Genomic DNA, 20,633 nt, shown 5'->3' with positions numbered 1-20,633 from the left:
AAAGCTATGAAAAAAAATTACTCTTTTTACAGTCTATTAACAGCACTACCAATAGTACTGTTGGTTTTAGTAGGATTCACAAGTGGTCAAGGTGGTAACTTTTCTGGATCACCAGGAGATTCAAACTCAAACTGTACTTCTTGTCATGCACCAGGCGCAAACCATGGTGGAACACCTGTATTAACTGGTGTGCCCACGAGTTATACTGCAGGTACTACCTACAATTTAACCTTAGCTATCAATGGATCATCCGTTAATAAATTTGGTTTTAATATCACCGCCGAAGATCAAAATGGTGTGAAAGTAGGGAACTGGACTGCTGGTACTGGAAGTCAATTACGCAATGGTGGTACTACAGATGGATTAACCCATTCAGCCACTAATAGTCCTACATGGACTTTTTCATGGAGAGCACCTAATATGAGCGTTGGACCAGTAACTTTTTATTATGCTACCATACAAGCTAATAATGCTTCTGGAAATAGTGGAGATCAAATGGTTTCAGGTAATTCTATGCAAGTTCTTTCTAATGATATAGATTTATTGATTACTAGTTTTAACATGTATCCTACCGAAGCTGATGATGTTTTAAATATTGACCTTAACCAATTAGATCAAGGTCAGCTAGAAATATATAATATGAATGGTTCACTTATTAAGCAAGTGAATTTAAATCAAGAAAATCAGCTGGATGTTTCTAATTTAAAATCTGGTATTTATCTAGCTAATGTTACTGTAAATGGTGCTGTTACAACAGAGCGATTTATAAAAAAATAATTCTTCCCCTTTAATCCGAGCCGCTTTTTAGTTGATAAGAAGCGGCTTTTTACCGTTATGAAAAACCTAACCTACCTTTTCTATTTACTACCTATTCTTTTCTATGCTCAGGATGATTTATTAGATGGACTTGAGCCAGATCAGAGTACTACCGTCACATCTACCTGGAAATCTCTTAAAGTGGTCAATTTTGAAACGACAAAACTGGTTGCAAAAAATGAATTTCAATTAATCATTTCACATCGTTTTGGAAGTGTAGAGAATGGTTTTGATGATCTCTTTGGATTGGACCAAGCGGTGACTCGTTTTCAATTTGTATATGGCTTAACAGACTGGATGCATATAGAAGCCAGCCGTAGTTCTTTTAACAAAACCTATCAATTAGCCAGTAAATTTAAACTCAAAGAGCAAGAAACAACGGGTTTTCCTTTTAGTATATCTGCTTTTACAGCTGTTGATATTAATACGGGATTAGATAAAGAAGTGTTGCCTAAAATTGAATTTGAAAATAGATTGGGCTATACAGCGCAAGTGATTATTGCTCGTAAGATATCTAAGAAATTATCTGCTCAAATAAGCCCAACACTTTTTCATGAAAATTTTGTAAGTTATGATCCTCAAGATAATACGCAATATGCTCTAGGATTAGGTGCACGCTATAAATTGACTAATCGATGGTCTATTAACGCAGACTATGGATATCATTTAAATAGGGCAGATGGTAGTCCTTTTGTTAACCCATTGAGTGTTGGGTTTGATCTAGAGACTGGTGGCCATGTTTTCCAACTACATTTTACAAATTCTCAACCTATGTTAACTAATGGCTTTTTAAGTCAAGGAACAGGAGATTGGACAGATGGTAGATTTTTCTTTGGATTTAATCTTGTACGTGTATTTTAAAACAGTGTTTGTTGTTCTTCACTTTTATCAAAGCTAAATGGTCATCACAATACTATATTAAGGTGACTTATTTTAGTATCATTTAGTCATTAATGCCCCAACTTTTTAATTGCCGAAAATGCCTTGTCTACCGTATCGTTTTCTACAAGTACACTGAACTCGTTTGTGGTAGAAATAACCTCATGCAGCGAGATGCCTTCCCACGCAAAACGTTTAAATATTTGATAATATAATCCAGGGACTTGAGTATTGTTTTCTGGTAAAGCGATACTTATGGCGCTTAAATTTTCTTGAGTACTGGTCATAATCTCATCGGCAAATTGAGTTTGTATTTTTTCTTTCTCACTCATGGAAATAACTAGGTTACTTTCATGAATCCCTTTAGAAAATCCATAAAAAATAGTTGTATTTATCGATTCTAAAATCTTGCTATGACTTATGAATAAAGTGCTAGAATTTTTAAAAGTAAAATCTACAAGATTAGATCGAACCGTTATATCGCCTAGATTTTTTAAAATAGACTTTAAGTTATTAGAATGCCTTAAATCTTTGGGCGGATTGTAACGTCTTAACGCCATCATAATCGCGCCAGTTTTCACTGGTTTTCTAAGCATGCCACTTATTGGCTCTTGTAACTCTTCGGCTAGGGCAGAGAAATTAATGATGCGTCTAGATAATGCTTCTTCTAGAAATGGTTGAGTGACTAAAATCTCTTCAACACAATCAGCTATCGTTTTCATATTGTTAACTATTTAACATCTTGTGCAAAATTAAACTAATTTTGTTATATTTTTTCTAGCACCATAGAAGTGGCTGTATTTTTATCAAAAAATTAATTAAATGCTAGTTTTAAAATTTGGTGGCACTTCAGTAGGTTCTGTAGAAAACATGAATCATGTAAAAAATATCATTAATGATGGTACTAAAAAAGTGGTGGTGTTATCTGCTATGTCTGGTACTACAAATGCTTTAGTAGAAATATCTGAAAAGATACGCTTAAAAGAAAGGGAATCTGCACTTGTTCTTATACAGCGACTAGCTAGTAGTTATCAAAATACTATAGAGGAATTGTTAAATGATAGCTCGCTTGTAAGTGAATCTCAAAAATATGTAAATGATATTTTTACGGATTTGATAGAGCTTGTCAGTTCAAAGCATACCACATTGATTTATAATCAAATAGTTGCTCAAGGAGAGCTGTTATCTACCTTTCTATTCAGTAGATTTTTAAAACAAGAAGGTATAAACGCCGCATTATTACCTGCCTTAGATTTTATGCGCATCGATAATAATGACGAGCCAGATTCTTTTTATATCAAACAAAATCTAGAAAGAGTTTTAAATGAAAATAGTGAGGCAGATATTTACATTACTCAAGGTTTTATATGTCTAGATGTTCAGGGAAATGTATCTAATCTACAACGTGGCGGTAGTGATTATACAGCTTCTATAGTGGGAGCAGCCCTAGAGGCAGACGAAGTGCAAATATGGACAGACATTGATGGTTTTCATAATAATGATCCGCGTTTTGTAGAAAACACGACTGCTATTTCAAATATATCTTTTGATGAAGCTGCAGAGCTTGCTTATTTCGGTGCTAAAATTTTACATCCTCAAACGGTTATACCTGTAAAAGATCTCAATATTCCTGTACGTTTAAAAAATACCATGTCTCCAGATTCTTATGGAACTTTAATAACACATCATGTACATGGAAAAGGCATTAAAGCTATCGCGGCAAAAGACGGTATCTATGCTATTAAGATAAAGTCTGCAAGAATGTTACAGGCACATGGTTTTCTTAAAAAAGTATTTGAAATTTTTGAGAAATACGAGACTTCTATAGATATGATCACCACGTCAGAAATAGCTGTTTCCCTTACCATAGATAATCCTTTACATCTAGATGCTATAGTAGAAGAACTAGAGAAGATTGCTAGTGTAGATGTAGATCAAGGTATGAGTATCGTATGTCTGGTAGGTAATAACATCATTTATCATCAAGACACTCCGCATTTATTTCAAATATTACAAGATGTACCAGTGCGCATGATCTCTTATGGAGGTAGTAATAATAATATATCATTATTAATCAATACAGATCAAAAATTAAATACTTTACAAAAATTACAGGGCTATGTGTTTGAATTCCAACAGGAAAACGCCGTTGCTTATTAATTACAAAAAAGAAGGATACATGAAAAACAGTAATTAAGTAGCTATTCTTTTAAAGAGATATTTGAACATTATAATTCTTTAATTCTTCCTTATAACTAGCGTCTGAGAAATTTGCCTGTGCAATTTCATGGGCGCTTTTCTTTTTAATTTGTTTTCTTTTAATCGCTCTTGCAAATCGACGCACATGAGTTTCATTACTTATTTTAAGGCCAGGAACGGTGACTGTATTTCCTTCTTCATCTTTGGCCACCATGGTTAAAAAAGAAGAGTTACAGTGTTTAGATTCACCTGTTTGAATATTTTCTGCATCGACTCGTATCCCTACGACCATTGACGATTTACCTACATAATTCACTGTTGCCTTCAACGTTACCATTTCGCCTACCTCGATAGGTGCTTTAAAATCAACTACATCAACACTGGCTGTTACACAATATACACCACTATGTTTAGAGGCACACGCAAAGGCAATTTGATCTATTAATGAAAGAACATAACCACCGTGTATTTTTCCTGAGAAATTGGCGTGCGATGGTAGCATTAACAAAGAAAGCATCACTCTGGATTGCTCAGGTGATTTATATAGCTCTTTCATAGTAGTGAGTTATGATGTATACGCTTTCGCGAAAGCGTATTTGAAACAATTTTATTTATTAAAATGAGGTGAGTTTTCTAAGGTAGCCTCAGTGATAAAGTACTTAGTATCACCCCAAAAGAAAAAGGTTCCGAATTTCTCTTCGTATTTTAATTTCACATATTTACCTTGATATTCTTGTAGTTTTTCAATCACTTCAGGTTCACTATCCATTACAGAAAATGAGAAGATTTGAGCACCGCTAATACCTTGAGAAATTTCTCCTTCCCAAGTTTTAACTAGATAACCTTTACTAGAAAATTTAATTAATTCGCCAGACCTGTACCCGTCTGAATAACTAGCAAAATATAGAAAACTGTACCATAAAATGGCCATTATTAATATGGTTGCAAGTATTACACCTAAAATCTTTTTCATATCATTAAACTATTAAATAGCAAACCTACTAGGATTGCAATTCCAAAACTAAGCAAAGTGCCTATTAAAACGTACTCTGTTAGCTTCATATTTTTTGCTTTACTTAAATCTCCAAATCTAAAAACAGATTTTGCAGTTAGTAAAAAGCCTACCGCGCTAAAATTACCCGAGATAATAAAAACAAAAACCAGTAGTCTTTCTATCATTCCTATCCATTTACCAGCATTTTTTAAAGAGTCAATACCAGTATCTTTTTCATTTAGTTTCCATCGAGTAAAAAACACTTTAAGCATGATTCCCACTGGGCTGGTAAGGAATATGGCACATAACATGAATAACCATGTATTCTTTGTTATAACAATATCTTCTAGTAAGTCGATTTGTGCTAGAAATGTATATAAAAGACAAATGACTAGTATATGTAATAATTGATCGATAAGAAATAACCATCTCGCATTTTTCTTTGTGGTTAGTTTTAATTTACCAGCATCAATGATAAAATGTGTAATGGTCACTATTACTGCTGCCCACCACCATTTTAGATCATTTAAAAACAATAATGCTAAAAGGCCATGGATTATCGCATGAATGTATAAATGAGGAGATTTAAGTTGATGCTTTTCTTTTTTCTTAGTAAAAGAATTGGTCTGTAAAATAAAGTCACCTAATAAATGAGCAATTAAAAGTTTAATAAGTAGTAGCATCGTTGATGTCTTTATAATATTGATCAAATAAATGAAGTAATTCTTGAATCTCTTTCCAGTGTGCTCTATCTAATCTTCTACTAGCTGTAGCTTGTTTTATGCCTAATTTTTGTCCTAGTTCTTCTTGTGTGATATGAGGTTTACTCATTATTTGGTTAATAACTGCAGCTCCGTTTGCGGTCCAATGATCTAGTGATAAAAGTGCCATTTTTAAAGCTGTATTCATATAACGATCTAATGGGTTGCCACTGCTTACCATTAAGTTTTGATCTTTGTCTTTTAAAGAATCAAGCAGTTCTCCAGATCGAGTTAAGGCAGTTCCTGTAGATAAAGCTATGTTTTGATCGATAAGATTAATATCGCCTAGACCTATGGCAACACGCACATCTAGTGTGTCTCTTACTTTAAGAGCTGCTTTTATGTGTAAACTAGCGTACAGTGCTTGTCCTGGAGTATGTATCCATCCTTGAAAACTATCACCTCTATAAATTTGATACATATTTTTTTTACAGTAGTGTTTGAGAATGGGTTCTATAACACTTAGGTAGTCATCTGGGATATTCTTTTTAGAACCTATAATATCGCCTGCTATTACTACTTCCATATTGTATTCTTAATGTTATTACGTGATTAAGTAATAATTCAAATATATTACATTAATACGTAATATTCAATATTATTACATAAAAGTGTAATAATTAATATATATTACATTATTGTGTAATAATTATTGGTTTAAACGAGGTTCTTCATCACTGCCATCTAAAAAGTCTGGATCATTATCTATAGCTCGATTGAGGAGTTTTTCATTAAGATTTTTATTAGCCTTGGCGCCTAATTTTTTCAGGCGTTCAACACGTCCTATAAGGTTACCAGACCCTTCAGTCAGTTTGTTCATACTTGAAGAGTAACTTTTCTTAACGGTATCTAATTGACTACCTACTTTAATAAGATCTTCTGTAAGGAGCACAAATTTATCATACAGTCCACCAGCAGCATTTGCGATGTCTAAGGCATTCTTTTGTTGTTTCTCATTTTGCCACATAGTATCTATTGTACGCAATGTGGCTAATAGAGTAGTAGGCGTTACGATAACTATATTTTTATCAAACGCTTCACTATATAGATTACTGTCTGCATTAAGAGCCATCGCAAAAGCTGGTTCTATAGGCACAAAAAGTAAGACAAAGTCTGGGCTCTCTATTTGATACAGCTCGTGATAGTTTTTACCAGATAGATCATTTACATGTTTTTTAAGAGCGTTAACATGCTCTTTTAAATGACGATCTTGTAATTCCTCATCTTCTTCATTTACAAAACGTTCGTAAGCATTAAGCGATACCTTTGAATCTATAATCATTTTTTTACCACCAGGAAGATTAATGACTACATCTGGGAATACTGTTTTACCTTCTTCAGTCTTAAAACTTTGCTGGACTTCATATTCAGATCCTTTTTCAAGGCCAGATTTTTCAAGAACTCTTTCTAGTACTAGCTCACCCCAATTACCTCGCATTTTAGCATCTCCTTTTAATGCTTTAGTAAGGTTAGTTGTTTCCTTACTCATTTGCTCATTGAGCTCTTTAAGACCTATAATTTGTTGTTTGAGAATACTTTGTCTTTCAATGGTGTCTTTATGGGTGTCTTCAACACGTTTTTCAAACATTAATATTTTCTCTTGTAACGGGCTTAATATTTGTTCAATATTTTTTTGTTTTGGTCGGTGAATTTGCTGCTTTTTTCATCTAGAATTTTATTAGCTAAATTTTCAAATTCTTTAGTGAATTTCTCGTTGAGCTTTTCAATTTCCTGTTGAGCTTCTGCATGTTTTTCATTTGCTTTTTCAAATGACGTACGCTGTTCAGCAAGAAGTATTTCTAAGTTGCTTTTTTCACGATTAACTTCTATATATTGTTTTTCAAGTTTATCAAGTCTTTGATTCAGGTCTTGTTGTATTTCCAGCTTAGAAGTTAACTGAGCTTTGAGGTTACTAGATTCTAATCGTAATTGATCACGTTCTAAAAGAGCTTCTTTTTGTTGTAAAAGCTGATTTTGTAACTGAGATTTTTCAGAATCAAGAAGATTTAATGATCCTGCAAAACGCGTTTTCATAAATAACCACGTGACTACAGCACCTATAATGATGCCTAGTAAAACAAAGAATAAAACAGATAGCTCTGAAGACATAAATAATGAATTTATGTAAAGGTAAAAAGGAAGTATAGAGCTTTAAAATGAAAGAGCAAGAAGTTATTAAAAAGCCCAAAAGATCTAATCAGATCATTTGGGCTATAAAATAAAATGGGGTATTTAATTAAACGCTTTTAATAACTTTATCGATGGCAATTCTGGATTTAGGATTTTTACTGGGTTGATTAAAATCATTTTGATCTCTATATCCTATGGCAACTGCTACAAGGGTTGCATAGTCACTATGGCCTAAGATTTTATCGTAATTTTTAGGTTCAAGACCTTCCATAGGTGTAGCGTCAATTCCCATGTCTGCACAAGCACTGAGAAAAACACCTAATGCAAGGTAAACTTGTTTATCAAACCAAGCTTTAGTAGCTTCTACTGGCTGTGGCTTTACGTTTTCTTTATAATAATCAACAGCACCTTTAGGTAGTTCAGTCTCTATTTGTTTTTCAAATAAATCAAGATTATCAATTCTACTAAAAACGACAAGTGTATCACAATCAACCACTTTACTGGTGTTAATCCATGAGACTTTAGATAATTCTTCTTTAGTATTTTGATCCGATACAAAGGTAAATTTCCATGGTTGACTATTGATTGAAGATGGACTCAATCTTAAAATTTCTTTTAACTGATTTATTGTATCTCCATCTATTTTTTTTGAACTATCATACTGCTTGGTTGTATAACGTTCTTGCATTGCGTTTATAAAACTCATTGTGTTATTTTTAAACTATAATTAGTATAGCTGCAAAAGTATGTATAGTATTATATCTTTGCAATGATGATGAAACAAGATCGTTTAATTTTTAGAAAAGTTTATGTATTCATTTAAAGGTAAAGAATATCCATGTTGTGCCAGTCTTACCATGGGCATAATAGGTGGGAAATGGAAAACGGTTATCATATATCATCTTATTGAAGGACCATTGCGTTATAATGAGTTAAGAAAAGAAATGCCTGCAGTTACTGAGAGAACACTGAGTTTACAACTTAAAACTCTTGAAGAAGATGGTATCGTAGAACGTAAGGTTTACACCACTAAACCACCATTAAAAGTAGAATATTCACTAACTGACTTAGGTAAAACTCTTATACCTTTAATTAAATCTATTGCAGACTGGGGAAATACGGTTTCTGTATCCAATTAATATTTGACTTCTTAATCAATATAATCTAAAGTTTAACTTTTATATCATCTAATATTTAATAATCGTTAGGGACTTAGAGCCAATTTTCAAAAAATTAAATTTTTCTTTAGTCACTTCCAATTCGTAAGTAATTCTATTTTCAATGTTACTACTGGATACTCGAGACCATCTGATCTCTTTTAAGCATATCTAGAAAATGTGTTTCCATTTCAAAACTTAGAGATATAGCAAAAGCTATGAGTTAATTTCAATATTCTAATTTTGATAATCTCAGAATCATTATGGAATCAATACCGAAAGATTCTAATTGAAAAATTAAACCATCATAACTTTTTTTTGATCAATTAATACGCTTGATAAAACACTCTAAGATATCATCAATTTTTTCTTCGATCTATAGTCCATTATGTGCTTTACAATTAGTTTAGAGGTTAGTTCATTTCATACTAATAATAGCGTAACTTTTCCAAACAAGCATAAGATATGGATGTATTAATATCGCATGTGTTATAGCTTAATTAATTATTTGAACTTATTTAATCGAATAGCTCAAGAGCATTTAATGCAGTCTCAAAAAATTAAAAGTATTATTGCTTATAATTTGCGCGGTAGTTATTGCGACTATATAACTAAATAGGTTAGTTTTTTTGATTATTTAAAATAAAATTAAAATCATAAAATAGTTTCTTCAATTTATTTAGTTAATACAAATGATTGTAAGAAGGATTCGTTATTAGTAAATTATGACGCCAGCTGTAACCGATGATAAACATGTCATCAAGATAAACATAAATAAATCAAAGTTTACTGTTAGAATCGGGTTAATGATACACTATTTTTAAAATCAGAGTCTTTAATTTGTTAATTAAAAATAAATTATGCGTCAGATAGTTCTTTTATTAATGGTGTCAATATCATGTTTTATTATGTCAGGTCAAAAATCTATTAGTGAAACTGGATTATGGAATCAATATTTTATAAATACAGATATTGGCAATCGTTTAAAAGTTGCTATCGACTTTCAGTATAGATCTTATGAAATTCCAAATGATTTTCAGCAATTTATTGGTCGTGCAGCTATAGGGTATCAACCAAAAGGAACTCAAATTAAATTGTATACTGGATACGGATATTTTAACAGTGGTGCTCGTGGTCAAAGTGATGCGACTAGTTATGAGCATCGTTTACACCAAGATATTTGGTGGGATAGTGAGGTGTCAGATTTTTTCGAGATCAAGCATCGGATAAGGATAGAAGAACGCTTTGTGGAAAATCAAGATTTCCGTACTCGTTTTAGATATATGCTCTTTGTAAATGTGCCATTTAATAATAGACAAATTATTAATAAAACATATTATTTAGCCTTATGGAATGAAACTTTTATAAATGGTCAAACTAGTACAGGAATTAGTAACGTAGAATACTTTGACAGAAATTGGTCATATGCTGGAATAGGCTATAAGTTCAACGAAACTTTTAAATTTCAGGCTGGATATATGCATGAATTTACACCATCTATTAAAAAAGGCCAATTCGTATTAAGTGTCTTCCAAAATATCTAAAACAATAAAAATAAATCAAGGGTTAAAATAGTATTCCATAAAAAAACACGCATCCAGTTCCAGTTGGTTAATTTATTCAATAGTTTTAGATCAGTTGGGTTCTTATCAATGCTGGCGTGCATAGGAATAAAAAAAAGCATTGTCGTTATCCATGTTAAAGAAACTAAGATGGTATATAAAATATTTGGAGCGAGCATTGCAGGATAATCTATCCAGAAATAAGACATTATGATAAGTTGCGCAATCATAATAGGAGCTACTATAAATGTAATATTTCGAGTATATATGTGATGCCAGCTGCCTAATCCCTTACTGCCAAAATATTTAAATCCTGGATAAATTAATAATTGTACCATCCAGATTAACACCACTAGACCAAAATCTATAGCAAGTCTTAATATTTCTATTTTCATATAGCAAATTTATACATTAATATAGTCTTCTGGAAAGTCGTCTGAAGGTCAACATTCTTACTTTGGCATTTTATAATTAGTGATAAATAAGGATCTATTAATGGTATGATTTTCTTAATTGAAATCATCCATTTATATCGTGTAATATCTCCTATATTTGACACCGCAAATAACGTTATAGTGCTAATAAAATAGCAATATTTAATATATGATAGAAACTGCTAAAAAAATAGAATCCATAAGTGTTTTTGACATGCTCAAAATAGGAGTAGGACCGTCTAGCTCACATACATTAGGACCATGGCGTGCAGCAAGACGTTTTATTAAAAAATTACAGGATACTAATAAAATAGCATTAGTTAAAGGGATTGAGATAGATTTATATGGATCATTATCATTAACAGGTATAGGTCATGCTACAGACATCGCTGTAATAATGGGACTGCTTGATGCAGATCCTGAAACTTGTGAGATTGATCAAATACCTGTGGAAGTTGCTTACCTTAAAGAGCATAAGAAACTTCAGATTGATGGTGTGCATCTTGTTGATTTTAATCCTAGTACTCATATTCATTTTAATAAGAAGTTTTTGCCATATCATCCTAACGGTATGCGTTTTAGAGCTTTTTTAGAAAATGGAAAAACCGTTTCAGAAAAATATTATTCCATTGGTGGAGGTTTTGTTATTCAAGAAGAACGTAAACGAGCTAAGCAAAAAAGATTAGATTTTGAATGTTTTCCACGACCTATAGAAAAAGCAAAAGATTTACAGGATTATTGTGATAGGGAAGGACGAGATATATCAGATATTATTTTAGAAAACGAATTATACCTGCATACAGAAGAAGAAATAGATAAACGTTTTAAAGAAATATGGGATGTGATGCTAGATTCTATGTATATAGGCTGCCATACAGAAGGAACACTTCCCGGTGGCCTAAATGTTAGACGTCGCGCATTTGATACACATTTAAAACTTAAAAAAGGTGCTGAATATTCAGATAAGTATGAATGGATAGATGCTATACGCGCTACTGAAGTGAAATTTCGTGAGATATTAAAATGGGTTTCCTGTTTTGCACTTGCGGTTAATGAGGTGAATGCCTCACTAGGTCGTGTGGTAACGGCACCAACCAATGGTAGTGCTGGTGTAATACCAGCGGTGATGATGTATTATCTAGTCATTGAAAATCATGATGCAGATTTTGAAGACATTAAGAAATACCTATTAGTTGCAGGCGCTATAGGTTCTTTATTTAAAAAAGGAGCTACCATTAGCGCAGCAATGGGTGGTTGTCAGGCAGAAATAGGTGTAAGTAGTGCCATGGCAGCTGGTGCTTTAACAGAGTTAATGGGTGGAACACCTGCACAAGTACTTATGGCTAGTGAAATCGCTATGGAGCATCATCTAGGAATGACATGTGATCCTATAGGTGGATTAGTTCAAGTGCCATGCATTGAGCGTAACGCTATGGGCGCTATAAAAGCCATTAATGCTTGTGAAATGGCTTTAGATACAGACGCTGCAAATGCTAAGGTTCCTTTAGATAAGGTCATTGAAACCATGTGGCAAACGGCCCAAGATATGAATACAAAATACAAGGAAACAAGTGAAGGTGGACTAGCAGTAAACGTCGGATTGTCGGATTGCTAAATCTACATTTATGTCAATTAAAGGTAAATAGGGTGTATTTAAAAGGATAAATATGACTTTGTAACATTTCTGTAATTAATTAGACTCATCAATCAATATGACTAATGAACAATTATTATCTTATCAACTACCTTCAATAGAACAAAGTAGTTTTGAAAAACATCCCAAACGATTTTTAAATAAAAAATTAGTTGCAAAATTGTTCTATTTCATTCCATCACTAGCCGGTGTGATAATCCCATTTTTTATAGTTGAAAATCATCCTTGGATATGGAAAACGACAGGAAGTGTTTGGGTGTTATTACTCATAATTAGCATTTTTATTTCTTACAAAGAGTTCTTTGTTCGAGGTTATGTATTGCGAGAAAATGATATTACTTATAGATATGGCTGGTTGTTTCATCATCAAATAACGATACCTTTTAACCGTATTCAACACACTGAAATTAATCATGGTCCCATAGATAGGTATTTTAAATTATGTGAATTAGATATTTATACAGCTGGTGGATCAAGTAGTGATTTAAGCATATCTGGATTAGACCCAGATAAAGCCAGATTTATTAAAGAATACATTTCACAAAGGACGGCACAACATGCTTGATATTTCACAGCCTACCAGACAAAGTAAATTATCTATTTTATTCTATTTACTGAAAGGAATTAAAGGTCTTATTGCATTTGTCTTTTTTGCAGCTTTTTCAATGCGGTCGTGGAATAGTACTTTGGGAGTTATTGCTGTCTCTGCATTTATAATCATGGTTACCTTAGTAGGTCCCATTGTTCAATACTGGTTTTTTAAATTTTATGTGACTGGTGATGAGCTTATAATCGAAAAAGGATGGATCTTTAAAAAACGTAAAGCCATTCCATTAGAGCGCATTCAATCTATAAATATCACACAAAATATTGGTCAGCGCCTATTAGGTATAGTAGCGGTCGAGATAGATACTGCTGGTTCTAAGGCTAAAGAATTAGAAATTCCAGCATTAAATCGACATTTTGCAATACAATTTAAGGATCTGTTAGGCTTAAAAAAACAGCACTTAATAATTGACTCTAATGTTATTGAGACTGCTGACTCCATAGTTAGCAACAATGACATGACGTCAACGATAGATTCTAAACTTATATTAGAATTAAGTTTTATAGACCTTTTAAAGGTTGGGATAACTCAAAATCATTTACGTAGTGGTGGTCTAGCCATCGGTGTTATCATAGGGTTTTGGTATAAAATAAAAGATGTAGTAGAGAACTTTTTTGGTGATATTTTTGAATCCGTGGATGTGGATTTAGAGCAAGCGGTAAAACAACCTGAAGCTTTTGGATACTCTATACTGGTTGTCATTTTAAGTGCAGTTGTTATGTTTTTAATAGCTTCTATTGTAGTTAGTTTGTTAATGTCTATTAATAAATTTTATGATTATAAAATGATATTAAAAGATGATCATCTTGAAGTGCGTATGGGATTGTTGAATAAAAAGGAAATAAAAATTCCACTATCTAAAATACAAATATTAGAATTTCATTCCAATCCTTTACGTAAACTGTTGAATTTTAAAACAGCACGTATCTATCAAGCACAATCTCAAAATAATATAATATCTAGTGTTGAAGTACCAGCATGTCATCCTGCATTACAATCTCAATTACAACATTTAATATTTGAAGAATCTATAGAACAATCAGAAAAAGAATTATTAACTAATCCATGGTCGCATGCACGATTAGATATGTATATCGCTAGTATATTCGGTCTACCATTAGCGGCGATGGCTATCTTTTTTCAATACTACTGGGCTATTATAATTCCCGTGTGCTTTATAATAGCCATAGGATTTATGGGCTATCAGTACGGTAAAAATAGTAGAGTAATAAGAGACGACGATTTTGTTGTGTTTTATAAAGGATGGTTATTCAATTCAGTAATTATATCACCAGTTTATAAAACTCAAGCTATAGAAAAATGGCGCAGTATTTTTATAAAAAAACGAGGAGAAGCTCATCTTAAATTACATACTGCTGGTGGCTCTAGACAGTTAAAATATTTGATAGAAAAGGAGATTAATGTCATGCAAAATGACATTAATAATCATGTTATTCAATCTACAAAAAATTGGATGTAGAGATTATGGATATTGTCTAGTGTCCGTTATGGAAGCTATTTTCCATTTATCATCTATATAGAGTAAGGTAAATACATTTGTACCGTTGTGGGTAAAACCTTCATTCATATAAAACTCATAACTCGCATTTACAGTAGCTATGTCCTTACTATTAGTAGTTTTTATTTGAATTAATCGTTCTTCAAAGCTTACACTATCAGGAATCTGTGCTATACTTTTTAAAAAAGAATCCACAGGTGTATGGATAATTTTTCTTCCTTTAGTTTCAGAAATAATAAGTGAATTAAGTATGATATGATCAACCATCATCAATTTCATAGAAACGGTGTCTTTTTTATGAAAAAAGTCAAAAAAATCTCTAACCGCTTCAGCAGGTTTTTGTTTTTCAGATATGTTTTTTGTGACTGTAACGCTATCATTGACAGTAGGTTGTTGTGAAAACGCTTTCGCGAAAGCAATAACTATAAATCCTATCAAAAGTAAAGAGCTTCTCATGTTGTCTAGTTTAGTGTGGTAATATTAGTATTTTTACTAAATATATATTGCCAAAATTATGTCAACTGCAAAAAAAGAATACAAAAGGATCACAGTAAAATCGCTTACTGAGATGAAACGTAATAATGAAAAAATATCAATGTTAACGGCATATGATTATACCATGGCGCGCATTATAGATAGTGCTGGTATAGATGTTATTCTAGTAGGAGATAGTGCTAGTAATGTTATGGCAGGACATGAGACAACGTTACCTATAACGCTGGATCAAATGATTTATCATGCAAGCAGTGTGGTGAGAGCGGTTGAGCGATCTTTAGTAGTTGTGGATTTACCCTTCGGTAGTTATCAAAGTGATCCTAAAGAAGCTTTGCGTAGTGCGATCCGTATTATGAAAGAAAGTGGTGGTCACTCTGTTAAGTTAGAAGGTGGAAGTGAGGTAAAGGATTCTATTAAACGTATTTTACATGCAGGTATACCTGTTATGGGACATTTAGGTTTAACGCCACAATCTATTTATAAATTTGGAACTTACACGGTTAGAGCAAAAGAAAAGGCAGAGGCTGAAAAACTCAAGGAAGATGCTCTAGCCTTACAACGATGGGGTTGTTTTGCCATAGTTTTAGAAAAAGTGCCAGCAGCACTTGCACAAGAAGTAGCAGATAGTTTAACTATTCCAGTAATAGGAATAGGTGCTGGTAGTGGTGTGGATGGTCAGGTGCTAGTTTCTCACGACATGTTTGGGATGACACATGAGTTTAATCCACGTTTCTTAAGACGTTATTTAAACCTATATGAAGATATGGGAAATGCTGTAAGTCAGTATGTTAAGGATGTAAAGGACGTTGATTTTCCTAATGATAAGGAGCAGTATTAATCAATTGAATTTTTGAGAATTTCTAAATCTTTAGGATTTTTAATTTCTTGTTCTGCGTCATTCATCATTAATTCTAGCTGGTTATTCAATATGTTTGAATACTCACTGTTATTATGTTTACATTTTTTTAATCGATTGATCATTTGAATTAATGACATCATTACGGTAAAATCATGACTACAATAATTTCTATATGGTGCTAGAATATTGTGCATTAAATAATCAAAAGGTGTTATTGATAGCTTTACAAAAGGTCGATTATCAACGGTTAATATAGAATGATCAGACCTTTGTAGTCTTAATGCAAATAAATCTGTAAGAAAATTAATAGTATTAATAGCTGTTCCTGGATCATTGATACCAGGAGACATTGCCTTAATTCCTATTTCTGTAATTTGTTTAAAGCCTAGTGTATAATTGTCTTTTACAATTTCTGATTCTTGGTATAGAAAATTTTTAAGTATTTCATCAGTTTCGTTCTGGTCTAGTTCTTTATTGCATTTAAATAAAGGGCTATCAATGATTAGATACTCTCCTTTATGAAATAATATTTCTATTTGAATGTCTTGTTCAGCGCAGTAACTTTTCAAGCTAGTTGAACTTATATTTTGAATAGTACCTGATTGAACTGAATTATAGGTTTTCCAATTATTAGAGTCTGGAAATTCGTTATGATCATTATCGTTTTCAATTTCAATTTCTAATTGATGTTTTGAATTTTGGTAAATGTTTTTAAGTATGTTGTTGATTTGAATGCTAGAAGAAATACTATGTATAAAGTAGACAAACGCTGCTAGAGCTATTAAAGCTGTAATGATACCTATAAGTACTGAGAAGCCTGGAATTTGATAATCCTTTCCGGTAGGCTCGATACCTATAATAGTGATGATATTATAGATGATACTGGATAAAAAAGCTCCCAAAATAAATTGATGCGTTTTATTTGATATCAGACTAGGTAATACTCTGGGAGAATAATTAGTAGCAGCCTGACTCAATAATAGCATCACCATAGAAAAAGAAAATACTAAAATACTTATCCCACCAGCGATAAGTGTAGTTAGTATATTTCTTGCTGTATCAACATCATTCACTACTAATGGAGAGAATGAGTTTTGTAGATATCTAGAAATACCTTGTGACTCTAACCATTTCATTATAAAGGCAAACGCAAGGGCGATTACAGCATATAGTGTTGGGTAGAAAGCGATACTACCTGTTATACTATTAATGAAGGATTTTATTCTTAAATAAATGAATTTCATTACCTCAATTTAGGGTAAGAAATTAGATTTACTGGTTAAAATAATCACAACTAACCATTTTTTACATTATAAGCTATGGATCCATGTATGGTAAAAAGGAAGAAAAGTCGCTCGCCATTGAGCCTCGTTATGTTGTGCTCCTTTTTCTTCAAGATAGGTAACTGTAGCACCTTTTTGAAGAGCTATGTCATGCATACGTTTTAAATCTACTAACATATCTTCTCCTTCTTCTGTTCCAGCTGCGAAAAAATAATGTTGATTATCTAAATTAGAATGTTGATGGATCAATTCAAAACTTTTCTCACTCCACCAAAAAGAAGGCGAGAAGATACCTGCTGTTTGAAAAAAGTCTGGATGTTGAACTGCCGCATAGAAGGAAAACAATCCTCCTAGAGAGCTACCTGCAATCGCTATCTTATCAGAGTTAATGTTTAATTGATGCTTTAGTATTGTTTTAGGAATTGCATCTTTCATCATCCATGAAAGAAAAACTTCGGCATTTCCACCACCATACTTTTCATTTTTAAAAGGTGTTAATTCTTCCATTCGTAGTTCATTACCATGATCAATTCCTATGACTATAGCTTGATCATTTATAGGAAAGGAAGAGATGCTTTCATCTACGTTCCATTCTCCAGAATAACTCGTTGACGTGTCAAATAAATTTTGTGCATCCATCATCACTAGAAGAGGAAATTGAGTTTTCTGATAGTTATCAGGAAGGTATAACCTTATTTTTCTATATCCATCATTATATTGTACAGAATCAATGATGACCTGTTGTGCAATTATTATATTACTTGTAAAGTAACATAGTATAAGTAGTAATTTCATAGGTTCATCTCATTAAATAAATAAGCTTACAAATATAGACTCAAATAAATCTATTAAATTGCTATCTGTAAATTATGAATCATGACCTATACTCTCGAAGAAAAGAAAGCGATATTGAGCGAACTTATCATTATGGCGCACGCTGACCAGCATATAAAGAAGGAGGAAATTGCTTTCATTCACGCAATAGGTAAACGGCTGGAATTAGATGAAGGAGAGTTATCGCATATGGTTGAACATCCTGAAGAATTAAAAATTACAGTTCCTCAACAATTTGTAAAAAGGATAGTGCATTTTCATAGATTAATGTTAATGATGCATATTGATGGTCATGTAGACAGTGCTGAATTGCAATTATTATATCAAACAGCGCTTAAATACGGTATACGTAAAACCACAGTCGATACTTTACTCCATACCATGGAAAAATATCCACATGGTGAGATTCCACCATCAGAATTAATGTCTATACACCAGCGAAATCATAATTAACAGACATATTGTCATTTATTATCCCAAATAAAATGACATAAAGTCTTGTTTTGTTCGTTGGTATTAGTTTTGTCTAATGGTTAGCAAGTTGAACTTTAAAAAAATAATTTTATGAAACTTGCACATACAACAGCAAACAATTGGTTACCATCTTTAATTGATGAAATGTTTACAAATGATTTTATGGGTGGTACAGCACCTCTAAAAACCTGGAATCCTGCCGTCAATATATCTGAAGCAGATGATAAATTTGAATTAGACATGATCATTCCCGGTTTTAAAAAAGAAAATATTTCTATTGAGGTAGATCAGGATGTATTAACCATCTCTTCTGAAGTGACTAATGATAAGGAAGAAAAAACAGAGCAATTTACTCGTAAAGAGTTTACATTAAAATCATTCAAACGCAGCTTTAATCTACCAGATACGGTGAATAAAGAAAACATAGCAGCAGATTATAATGATGGTATCTTAAATATTGTACTTCCTAAAAAAGAAGAAGCATTACCACAGCCGAAGCGCATGATTTCTTTAAAATAATTAAAGCGATTAGATTTAAGCGTTAAGCTTCATTAAAAGACTTTTTGATTAGATATCAATCCTTCTTTTAATTTAAAGAAAAAATCCCAGCTAGAATGGCTGGGATTTTTTTATAGTTAACTAGTTTCTTAATAGATCAATCACGTACCAATTGGTACCATCACTCTGTATTGTTAAGGATCTTAATCCACCGACAGAGTCGTTGAGATCAAATGTGTTGAGAGTTCCAGATCCACCTGGATACAAAAAGTCATTTCCAGTAGCCGTTACGACTAGATTATTAGCTCCATCTGCTAGAACAATGATGTATACTTGTCCTGTATTGCTTGTTACAGCGTCAGGTATATTAATATTTCCAGAAATTATTAATGTATGATCTGTAGATAATGCAGTACCTGTACTTATTGCTCTAATATTAGTCTTAAAACCTGTAGAATTTGCATCACTCCAACTAGCTGTTCCAGTACCATCTGTTGTTAAAACTTGACCGGCATTTCCAGAGATAGTAGGCATGTCATATCCGTCACTATCATCTTCATTTCTTATAGCAAAACTATCACCTCTAAAATATCCAGAATACGAATCTTGTGATCCATCATTAATTACGGTACTGTAAATTCCATACCTAATTCCCGTACTGCTTGGGTTTCCAACCTCTGATTTAATTCCATATGTAGTTGCAGAGGCTGTAGAATTACTATCAACTATATTGTTTATTCCATAATTTTCTACGACACTACTATTATTTATCAAAACAGTGTTTTCGATACCAACATGGCTACCTAATCCCGTACTACTAATATTAAATAGAGCTCCAGCTTTCTGTCCGCCTGGTGTACTAGTATTGCTTCCGTTGATTAAAGACGTGTTAGTTCCCACTGCTGTACTCGAGTTTCTGTTTTCAAGGTCTAATAATCTTTTATCTCCGCCAGCAGGTGTTTCGTTTTCTATACTTACAATCGCAGCATTGGATGAATCTTGCCCAAAAGCTGTGCGTCCAATTCTATAAGCATCAGAAGATGTATCGACTGTAACATCTGTTGTGGTACCTCGATTATAAAATGAACCATTACCACTCGCACTTAAAATATCTGATACGTTTTGGAAAGAACTACCATTACTAAAATAAAACCCGGCATTTGCTCCACCTTCTAGATATAGAATAGTCCCAGATGGTGCCGTAGTAGCCGGTAATGCAGTGACTTTAGGAATTATAATACCGTTGTGTTCTCCAGCAGCCAAAGTCGTTCTAGCCATAATTTCTAAATCTGCTGTAGGAGCGACGGTACCTATACCTACTTGAGCAAATCCTAGACAAGAAAATAAAAAGACTATTGTAAATATGATGGGTTTAAGCATGAGTAGTTATTTTTGAGTATCTCAATATACTTGAAAACTATCAGTTTACATAGGCTCGTATAAGGTAGTAGTGGTTAATTGTGTACTTAATCGTGATT

General features: G+C 32.7%; 22 protein-coding genes and 1 pseudogene. 11 read left to right on the top strand and 12 right to left on the bottom strand.

What is annotated here, in order from left to right:
• The first annotated feature begins 6 nt into the window (after nucleotides 1–6).
• Both BST92_RS14090 and BST92_RS14085 read left to right on the top strand, forming a co-directional pair.
• On the top strand, nucleotides 7–777 hold the full coding sequence (locus BST92_RS14090; protein WP_105072040.1) for a choice-of-anchor V domain-containing protein: 771 nt from the start codon (nucleotides 7–9) through the stop codon (nucleotides 775–777).
• A gap of 57 nt (nucleotides 778–834) precedes the next feature.
• Nucleotides 835–1,677 carry a DUF5777 family beta-barrel protein gene (locus BST92_RS14085; protein ID WP_105072039.1) on the top strand — a complete coding sequence of 281 codons (843 nt, stop codon included), beginning with the start codon at nucleotides 835–837 and terminating at the stop codon, nucleotides 1,675–1,677.
• Nucleotides 1,678–1,766: 89 nt separating this feature from the next.
• Here the strand turns inward: BST92_RS14085 and BST92_RS14080 are convergent, their stop codons facing one another.
• Nucleotides 1,767–2,417 carry a hypothetical protein gene (locus tag BST92_RS14080; protein WP_105072038.1) on the bottom strand — a complete coding sequence of 217 codons (651 nt, stop codon included), beginning with the start codon at nucleotides 2,415–2,417 and terminating at the stop codon, nucleotides 1,767–1,769.
• Between the two features lie 100 nt (nucleotides 2,418–2,517).
• On the opposite strand from BST92_RS14080, the gene BST92_RS14075 reads away from it, so the two are divergent.
• Nucleotides 2,518–3,855 carry an aspartate kinase gene (locus BST92_RS14075; RefSeq protein WP_105072037.1) on the top strand — a complete coding sequence of 446 codons (1,338 nt, stop codon included), beginning with the start codon at nucleotides 2,518–2,520 and terminating at the stop codon, nucleotides 3,853–3,855.
• Nucleotides 3,856–3,904: 49 nt separating this feature from the next.
• Here the strand turns inward: BST92_RS14075 and BST92_RS14070 are convergent, their stop codons facing one another.
• From BST92_RS14070 to BST92_RS14045, 6 genes and pseudogenes are all read right to left on the bottom strand, one after another.
• Nucleotides 3,905–4,450, bottom strand: a complete 546-nt coding sequence (locus BST92_RS14070) for an acyl-CoA thioesterase (protein ID WP_105072036.1) — start codon at nucleotides 4,448–4,450, stop codon at nucleotides 3,905–3,907.
• Nucleotides 4,451–4,501: 51 nt separating this feature from the next.
• Nucleotides 4,502–4,867: a 6-phosphogluconate dehydrogenase gene (locus BST92_RS14065; RefSeq protein ID WP_105072035.1), complete on the bottom strand. Its 366-nt coding sequence runs from the start codon at nucleotides 4,865–4,867 to the stop codon at nucleotides 4,502–4,504.
• On the bottom strand, nucleotides 4,864–5,571 hold the full coding sequence (locus BST92_RS14060; protein ID WP_105072034.1) for a DUF3307 domain-containing protein: 708 nt from the start codon (nucleotides 5,569–5,571) through the stop codon (nucleotides 4,864–4,866). Before BST92_RS14060 ends, BST92_RS14065 begins: the two co-directional genes overlap by 4 nt.
• Nucleotides 5,555–6,175: a winged helix-turn-helix transcriptional regulator gene (locus BST92_RS14055; protein WP_105072033.1), complete on the bottom strand. Its 621-nt coding sequence runs from the start codon at nucleotides 6,173–6,175 to the stop codon at nucleotides 5,555–5,557. Before BST92_RS14055 ends, BST92_RS14060 begins: the two co-directional genes overlap by 17 nt.
• A gap of 123 nt (nucleotides 6,176–6,298) precedes the next feature.
• A pseudogene (locus BST92_RS14050) lies at nucleotides 6,299–7,758 on the bottom strand (DNA recombination protein RmuC).
• 127 nt (nucleotides 7,759–7,885) lie between these two features.
• Entirely contained in the window at nucleotides 7,886–8,485 is a 600-nt protein-coding gene (locus BST92_RS14045; protein WP_105072032.1) for a nitroreductase family protein, read from the bottom strand.
• A 103-nt stretch (nucleotides 8,486–8,588) separates the two neighbouring features.
• Between BST92_RS14045 and BST92_RS14040 the strand changes: the two genes are divergently transcribed.
• Nucleotides 8,589–8,918 (top strand): winged helix-turn-helix transcriptional regulator, encoded by a 330-nt coding sequence (locus BST92_RS14040; protein ID WP_105072031.1) that lies wholly within the window; start codon nucleotides 8,589–8,591, stop codon nucleotides 8,916–8,918.
• Between the two features lie 878 nt (nucleotides 8,919–9,796).
• Nucleotides 9,797–10,480: a DUF2490 domain-containing protein gene (locus BST92_RS14035; RefSeq protein WP_105072030.1), complete on the top strand. Its 684-nt coding sequence runs from the start codon at nucleotides 9,797–9,799 to the stop codon at nucleotides 10,478–10,480.
• On the opposite strand, the gene BST92_RS14030 is transcribed toward BST92_RS14035, so the two are convergent.
• Complete coding sequence (locus BST92_RS14030; protein ID WP_245910951.1) at nucleotides 10,477–10,893, bottom strand: hypothetical protein; 417 nt, start codon at nucleotides 10,891–10,893, stop codon at nucleotides 10,477–10,479. The two genes, BST92_RS14035 and BST92_RS14030, sit on opposite strands and share 4 nt — an antisense overlap.
• 208 nt (nucleotides 10,894–11,101) lie before the next feature.
• Between BST92_RS14030 and BST92_RS14025 the strand changes: the two genes are divergently transcribed.
• The 3 genes from BST92_RS14025 to BST92_RS14015 all read left to right on the top strand — a co-directional run bounded on the left by BST92_RS14025 (nucleotide 11,102) and on the right by BST92_RS14015 (nucleotide 14,673).
• Nucleotides 11,102–12,547, top strand: a complete 1,446-nt coding sequence (locus tag BST92_RS14025; protein WP_105072029.1) for an L-serine ammonia-lyase — start codon at nucleotides 11,102–11,104, stop codon at nucleotides 12,545–12,547.
• Nucleotides 12,548–12,644: 97 nt separating this feature from the next.
• Nucleotides 12,645–13,151 carry a PH domain-containing protein gene (locus BST92_RS14020; RefSeq protein WP_105072028.1) on the top strand — a complete coding sequence of 169 codons (507 nt, stop codon included), beginning with the start codon at nucleotides 12,645–12,647 and terminating at the stop codon, nucleotides 13,149–13,151.
• A complete protein-coding gene (locus BST92_RS14015; protein ID WP_105072027.1) occupies nucleotides 13,144–14,673 on the top strand; it encodes a PH domain-containing protein in 1,530 nt (509 codons plus the stop codon). The genes BST92_RS14020 and BST92_RS14015 overlap by 8 nt, the downstream gene beginning before the upstream one ends.
• 3 nt (nucleotides 14,674–14,676) lie before the next feature.
• Here BST92_RS14015 and BST92_RS14010 read toward each other — a convergent pair whose 3' ends face one another.
• On the bottom strand, nucleotides 14,677–15,168 hold the full coding sequence (locus BST92_RS14010) for a nuclear transport factor 2 family protein (protein ID WP_105072026.1): 492 nt from the start codon (nucleotides 15,166–15,168) through the stop codon (nucleotides 14,677–14,679).
• A 58-nt stretch (nucleotides 15,169–15,226) separates the two neighbouring features.
• On the opposite strand from BST92_RS14010, the gene panB reads away from it, so the two are divergent.
• Entirely contained in the window at nucleotides 15,227–16,045 is an 819-nt protein-coding gene (panB, locus tag BST92_RS14005) for a 3-methyl-2-oxobutanoate hydroxymethyltransferase (RefSeq protein ID WP_105072025.1), read from the top strand.
• Here the strand turns inward: panB and BST92_RS14000 are convergent.
• A complete protein-coding gene (locus tag BST92_RS14000) occupies nucleotides 16,042–17,310 on the bottom strand; it encodes a DUF2254 domain-containing protein (protein WP_105072024.1) in 1,269 nt (422 codons plus the stop codon). The two genes, panB and BST92_RS14000, sit on opposite strands and share 4 nt — an antisense overlap.
• A gap of 66 nt (nucleotides 17,311–17,376) precedes the next feature.
• Nucleotides 17,377–18,144: an alpha/beta hydrolase gene (locus BST92_RS13995; protein WP_105072023.1), complete on the bottom strand. Its 768-nt coding sequence runs from the start codon at nucleotides 18,142–18,144 to the stop codon at nucleotides 17,377–17,379.
• An 81-nt stretch (nucleotides 18,145–18,225) separates the two neighbouring features.
• On the opposite strand from BST92_RS13995, the gene BST92_RS13990 reads away from it, so the two are divergent.
• Both BST92_RS13990 and BST92_RS13985 read left to right on the top strand, forming a co-directional pair.
• The gene (locus BST92_RS13990; RefSeq protein ID WP_105072022.1) at nucleotides 18,226–18,636 is read left to right on the top strand and encodes a hypothetical protein; all 411 of its coding nucleotides are present in this window, start codon (nucleotides 18,226–18,228) and stop codon (nucleotides 18,634–18,636) included.
• 111 nt (nucleotides 18,637–18,747) lie between these two features.
• Nucleotides 18,748–19,176: an Hsp20/alpha crystallin family protein gene (locus tag BST92_RS13985; protein ID WP_105072021.1), complete on the top strand. Its 429-nt coding sequence runs from the start codon at nucleotides 18,748–18,750 to the stop codon at nucleotides 19,174–19,176.
• A gap of 120 nt (nucleotides 19,177–19,296) precedes the next feature.
• Here the strand turns inward: BST92_RS13985 and BST92_RS13980 are convergent, their stop codons facing one another.
• Entirely contained in the window at nucleotides 19,297–20,535 is a 1,239-nt protein-coding gene (locus BST92_RS13980) for a hypothetical protein (RefSeq protein WP_105072020.1), read from the bottom strand.
• Nucleotides 20,536–20,633: the final 98 nt, after the last annotated feature.

The organism is Nonlabens arenilitoris, assembly GCF_002954765.1.
Classification (GTDB): domain Bacteria; phylum Bacteroidota; class Bacteroidia; order Flavobacteriales; family Flavobacteriaceae; genus Nonlabens; species Nonlabens arenilitoris.
Note: the sequence above shows the minus strand (reverse complement) of the source record. Positions and strands in the feature narration are given on the sequence as shown.

Excerpts from the sequence above, each read along its gene's own strand:
- BST92_RS14090 (WP_105072040.1), top strand. The coding sequence starts at position 7 with ATGAAAAAAAATTACTCTTTTTACAGTCTATTAACAGCACTACCAATA.
- BST92_RS14085 (WP_105072039.1), top strand. The coding sequence starts at position 835 with ATGAAAAACCTAACCTACCTTTTCTATTTACTACCTATTCTTTTCTAT.
- BST92_RS14080 (WP_105072038.1), bottom strand. The coding sequence starts at position 2,417 with ATGAAAACGATAGCTGATTGTGTTGAAGAGATTTTAGTCACTCAACCA.
- BST92_RS14075 (WP_105072037.1), top strand. The coding sequence starts at position 2,518 with ATGCTAGTTTTAAAATTTGGTGGCACTTCAGTAGGTTCTGTAGAAAAC.
- BST92_RS14070 (WP_105072036.1), bottom strand. The coding sequence starts at position 4,450 with ATGAAAGAGCTATATAAATCACCTGAGCAATCCAGAGTGATGCTTTCT.
- BST92_RS14065 (WP_105072035.1), bottom strand. The coding sequence starts at position 4,867 with ATGAAAAAGATTTTAGGTGTAATACTTGCAACCATATTAATAATGGCC.
- BST92_RS14060 (WP_105072034.1), bottom strand. The coding sequence starts at position 5,571 with ATGCTACTACTTATTAAACTTTTAATTGCTCATTTATTAGGTGACTTT.
- BST92_RS14055 (WP_105072033.1), bottom strand. The coding sequence starts at position 6,175 with ATGGAAGTAGTAATAGCAGGCGATATTATAGGTTCTAAAAAGAATATC.
- BST92_RS14045 (WP_105072032.1), bottom strand. The coding sequence starts at position 8,485 with ATGAGTTTTATAAACGCAATGCAAGAACGTTATACAACCAAGCAGTAT.
- BST92_RS14040 (WP_105072031.1), top strand. The coding sequence starts at position 8,589 with ATGTATTCATTTAAAGGTAAAGAATATCCATGTTGTGCCAGTCTTACC.
- BST92_RS14035 (WP_105072030.1), top strand. The coding sequence starts at position 9,797 with ATGCGTCAGATAGTTCTTTTATTAATGGTGTCAATATCATGTTTTATT.
- BST92_RS14030 (WP_245910951.1), bottom strand. The coding sequence starts at position 10,893 with ATGAAAATAGAAATATTAAGACTTGCTATAGATTTTGGTCTAGTGGTG.
- BST92_RS14025 (WP_105072029.1), top strand. The coding sequence starts at position 11,102 with ATGATAGAAACTGCTAAAAAAATAGAATCCATAAGTGTTTTTGACATG.
- BST92_RS14020 (WP_105072028.1), top strand. The coding sequence starts at position 12,645 with ATGACTAATGAACAATTATTATCTTATCAACTACCTTCAATAGAACAA.
- BST92_RS14015 (WP_105072027.1), top strand. The coding sequence starts at position 13,144 with ATGCTTGATATTTCACAGCCTACCAGACAAAGTAAATTATCTATTTTA.
- BST92_RS14010 (WP_105072026.1), bottom strand. The coding sequence starts at position 15,168 with ATGAGAAGCTCTTTACTTTTGATAGGATTTATAGTTATTGCTTTCGCG.
- panB (WP_105072025.1), top strand. The coding sequence starts at position 15,227 with ATGTCAACTGCAAAAAAAGAATACAAAAGGATCACAGTAAAATCGCTT.
- BST92_RS14000 (WP_105072024.1), bottom strand. The coding sequence starts at position 17,310 with ATGAAATTCATTTATTTAAGAATAAAATCCTTCATTAATAGTATAACA.
- BST92_RS13995 (WP_105072023.1), bottom strand. The coding sequence starts at position 18,144 with ATGAAATTACTACTTATACTATGTTACTTTACAAGTAATATAATAATT.
- BST92_RS13990 (WP_105072022.1), top strand. The coding sequence starts at position 18,226 with ATGACCTATACTCTCGAAGAAAAGAAAGCGATATTGAGCGAACTTATC.
- BST92_RS13985 (WP_105072021.1), top strand. The coding sequence starts at position 18,748 with ATGAAACTTGCACATACAACAGCAAACAATTGGTTACCATCTTTAATT.
- BST92_RS13980 (WP_105072020.1), bottom strand. The coding sequence starts at position 20,535 with ATGCTTAAACCCATCATATTTACAATAGTCTTTTTATTTTCTTGTCTA.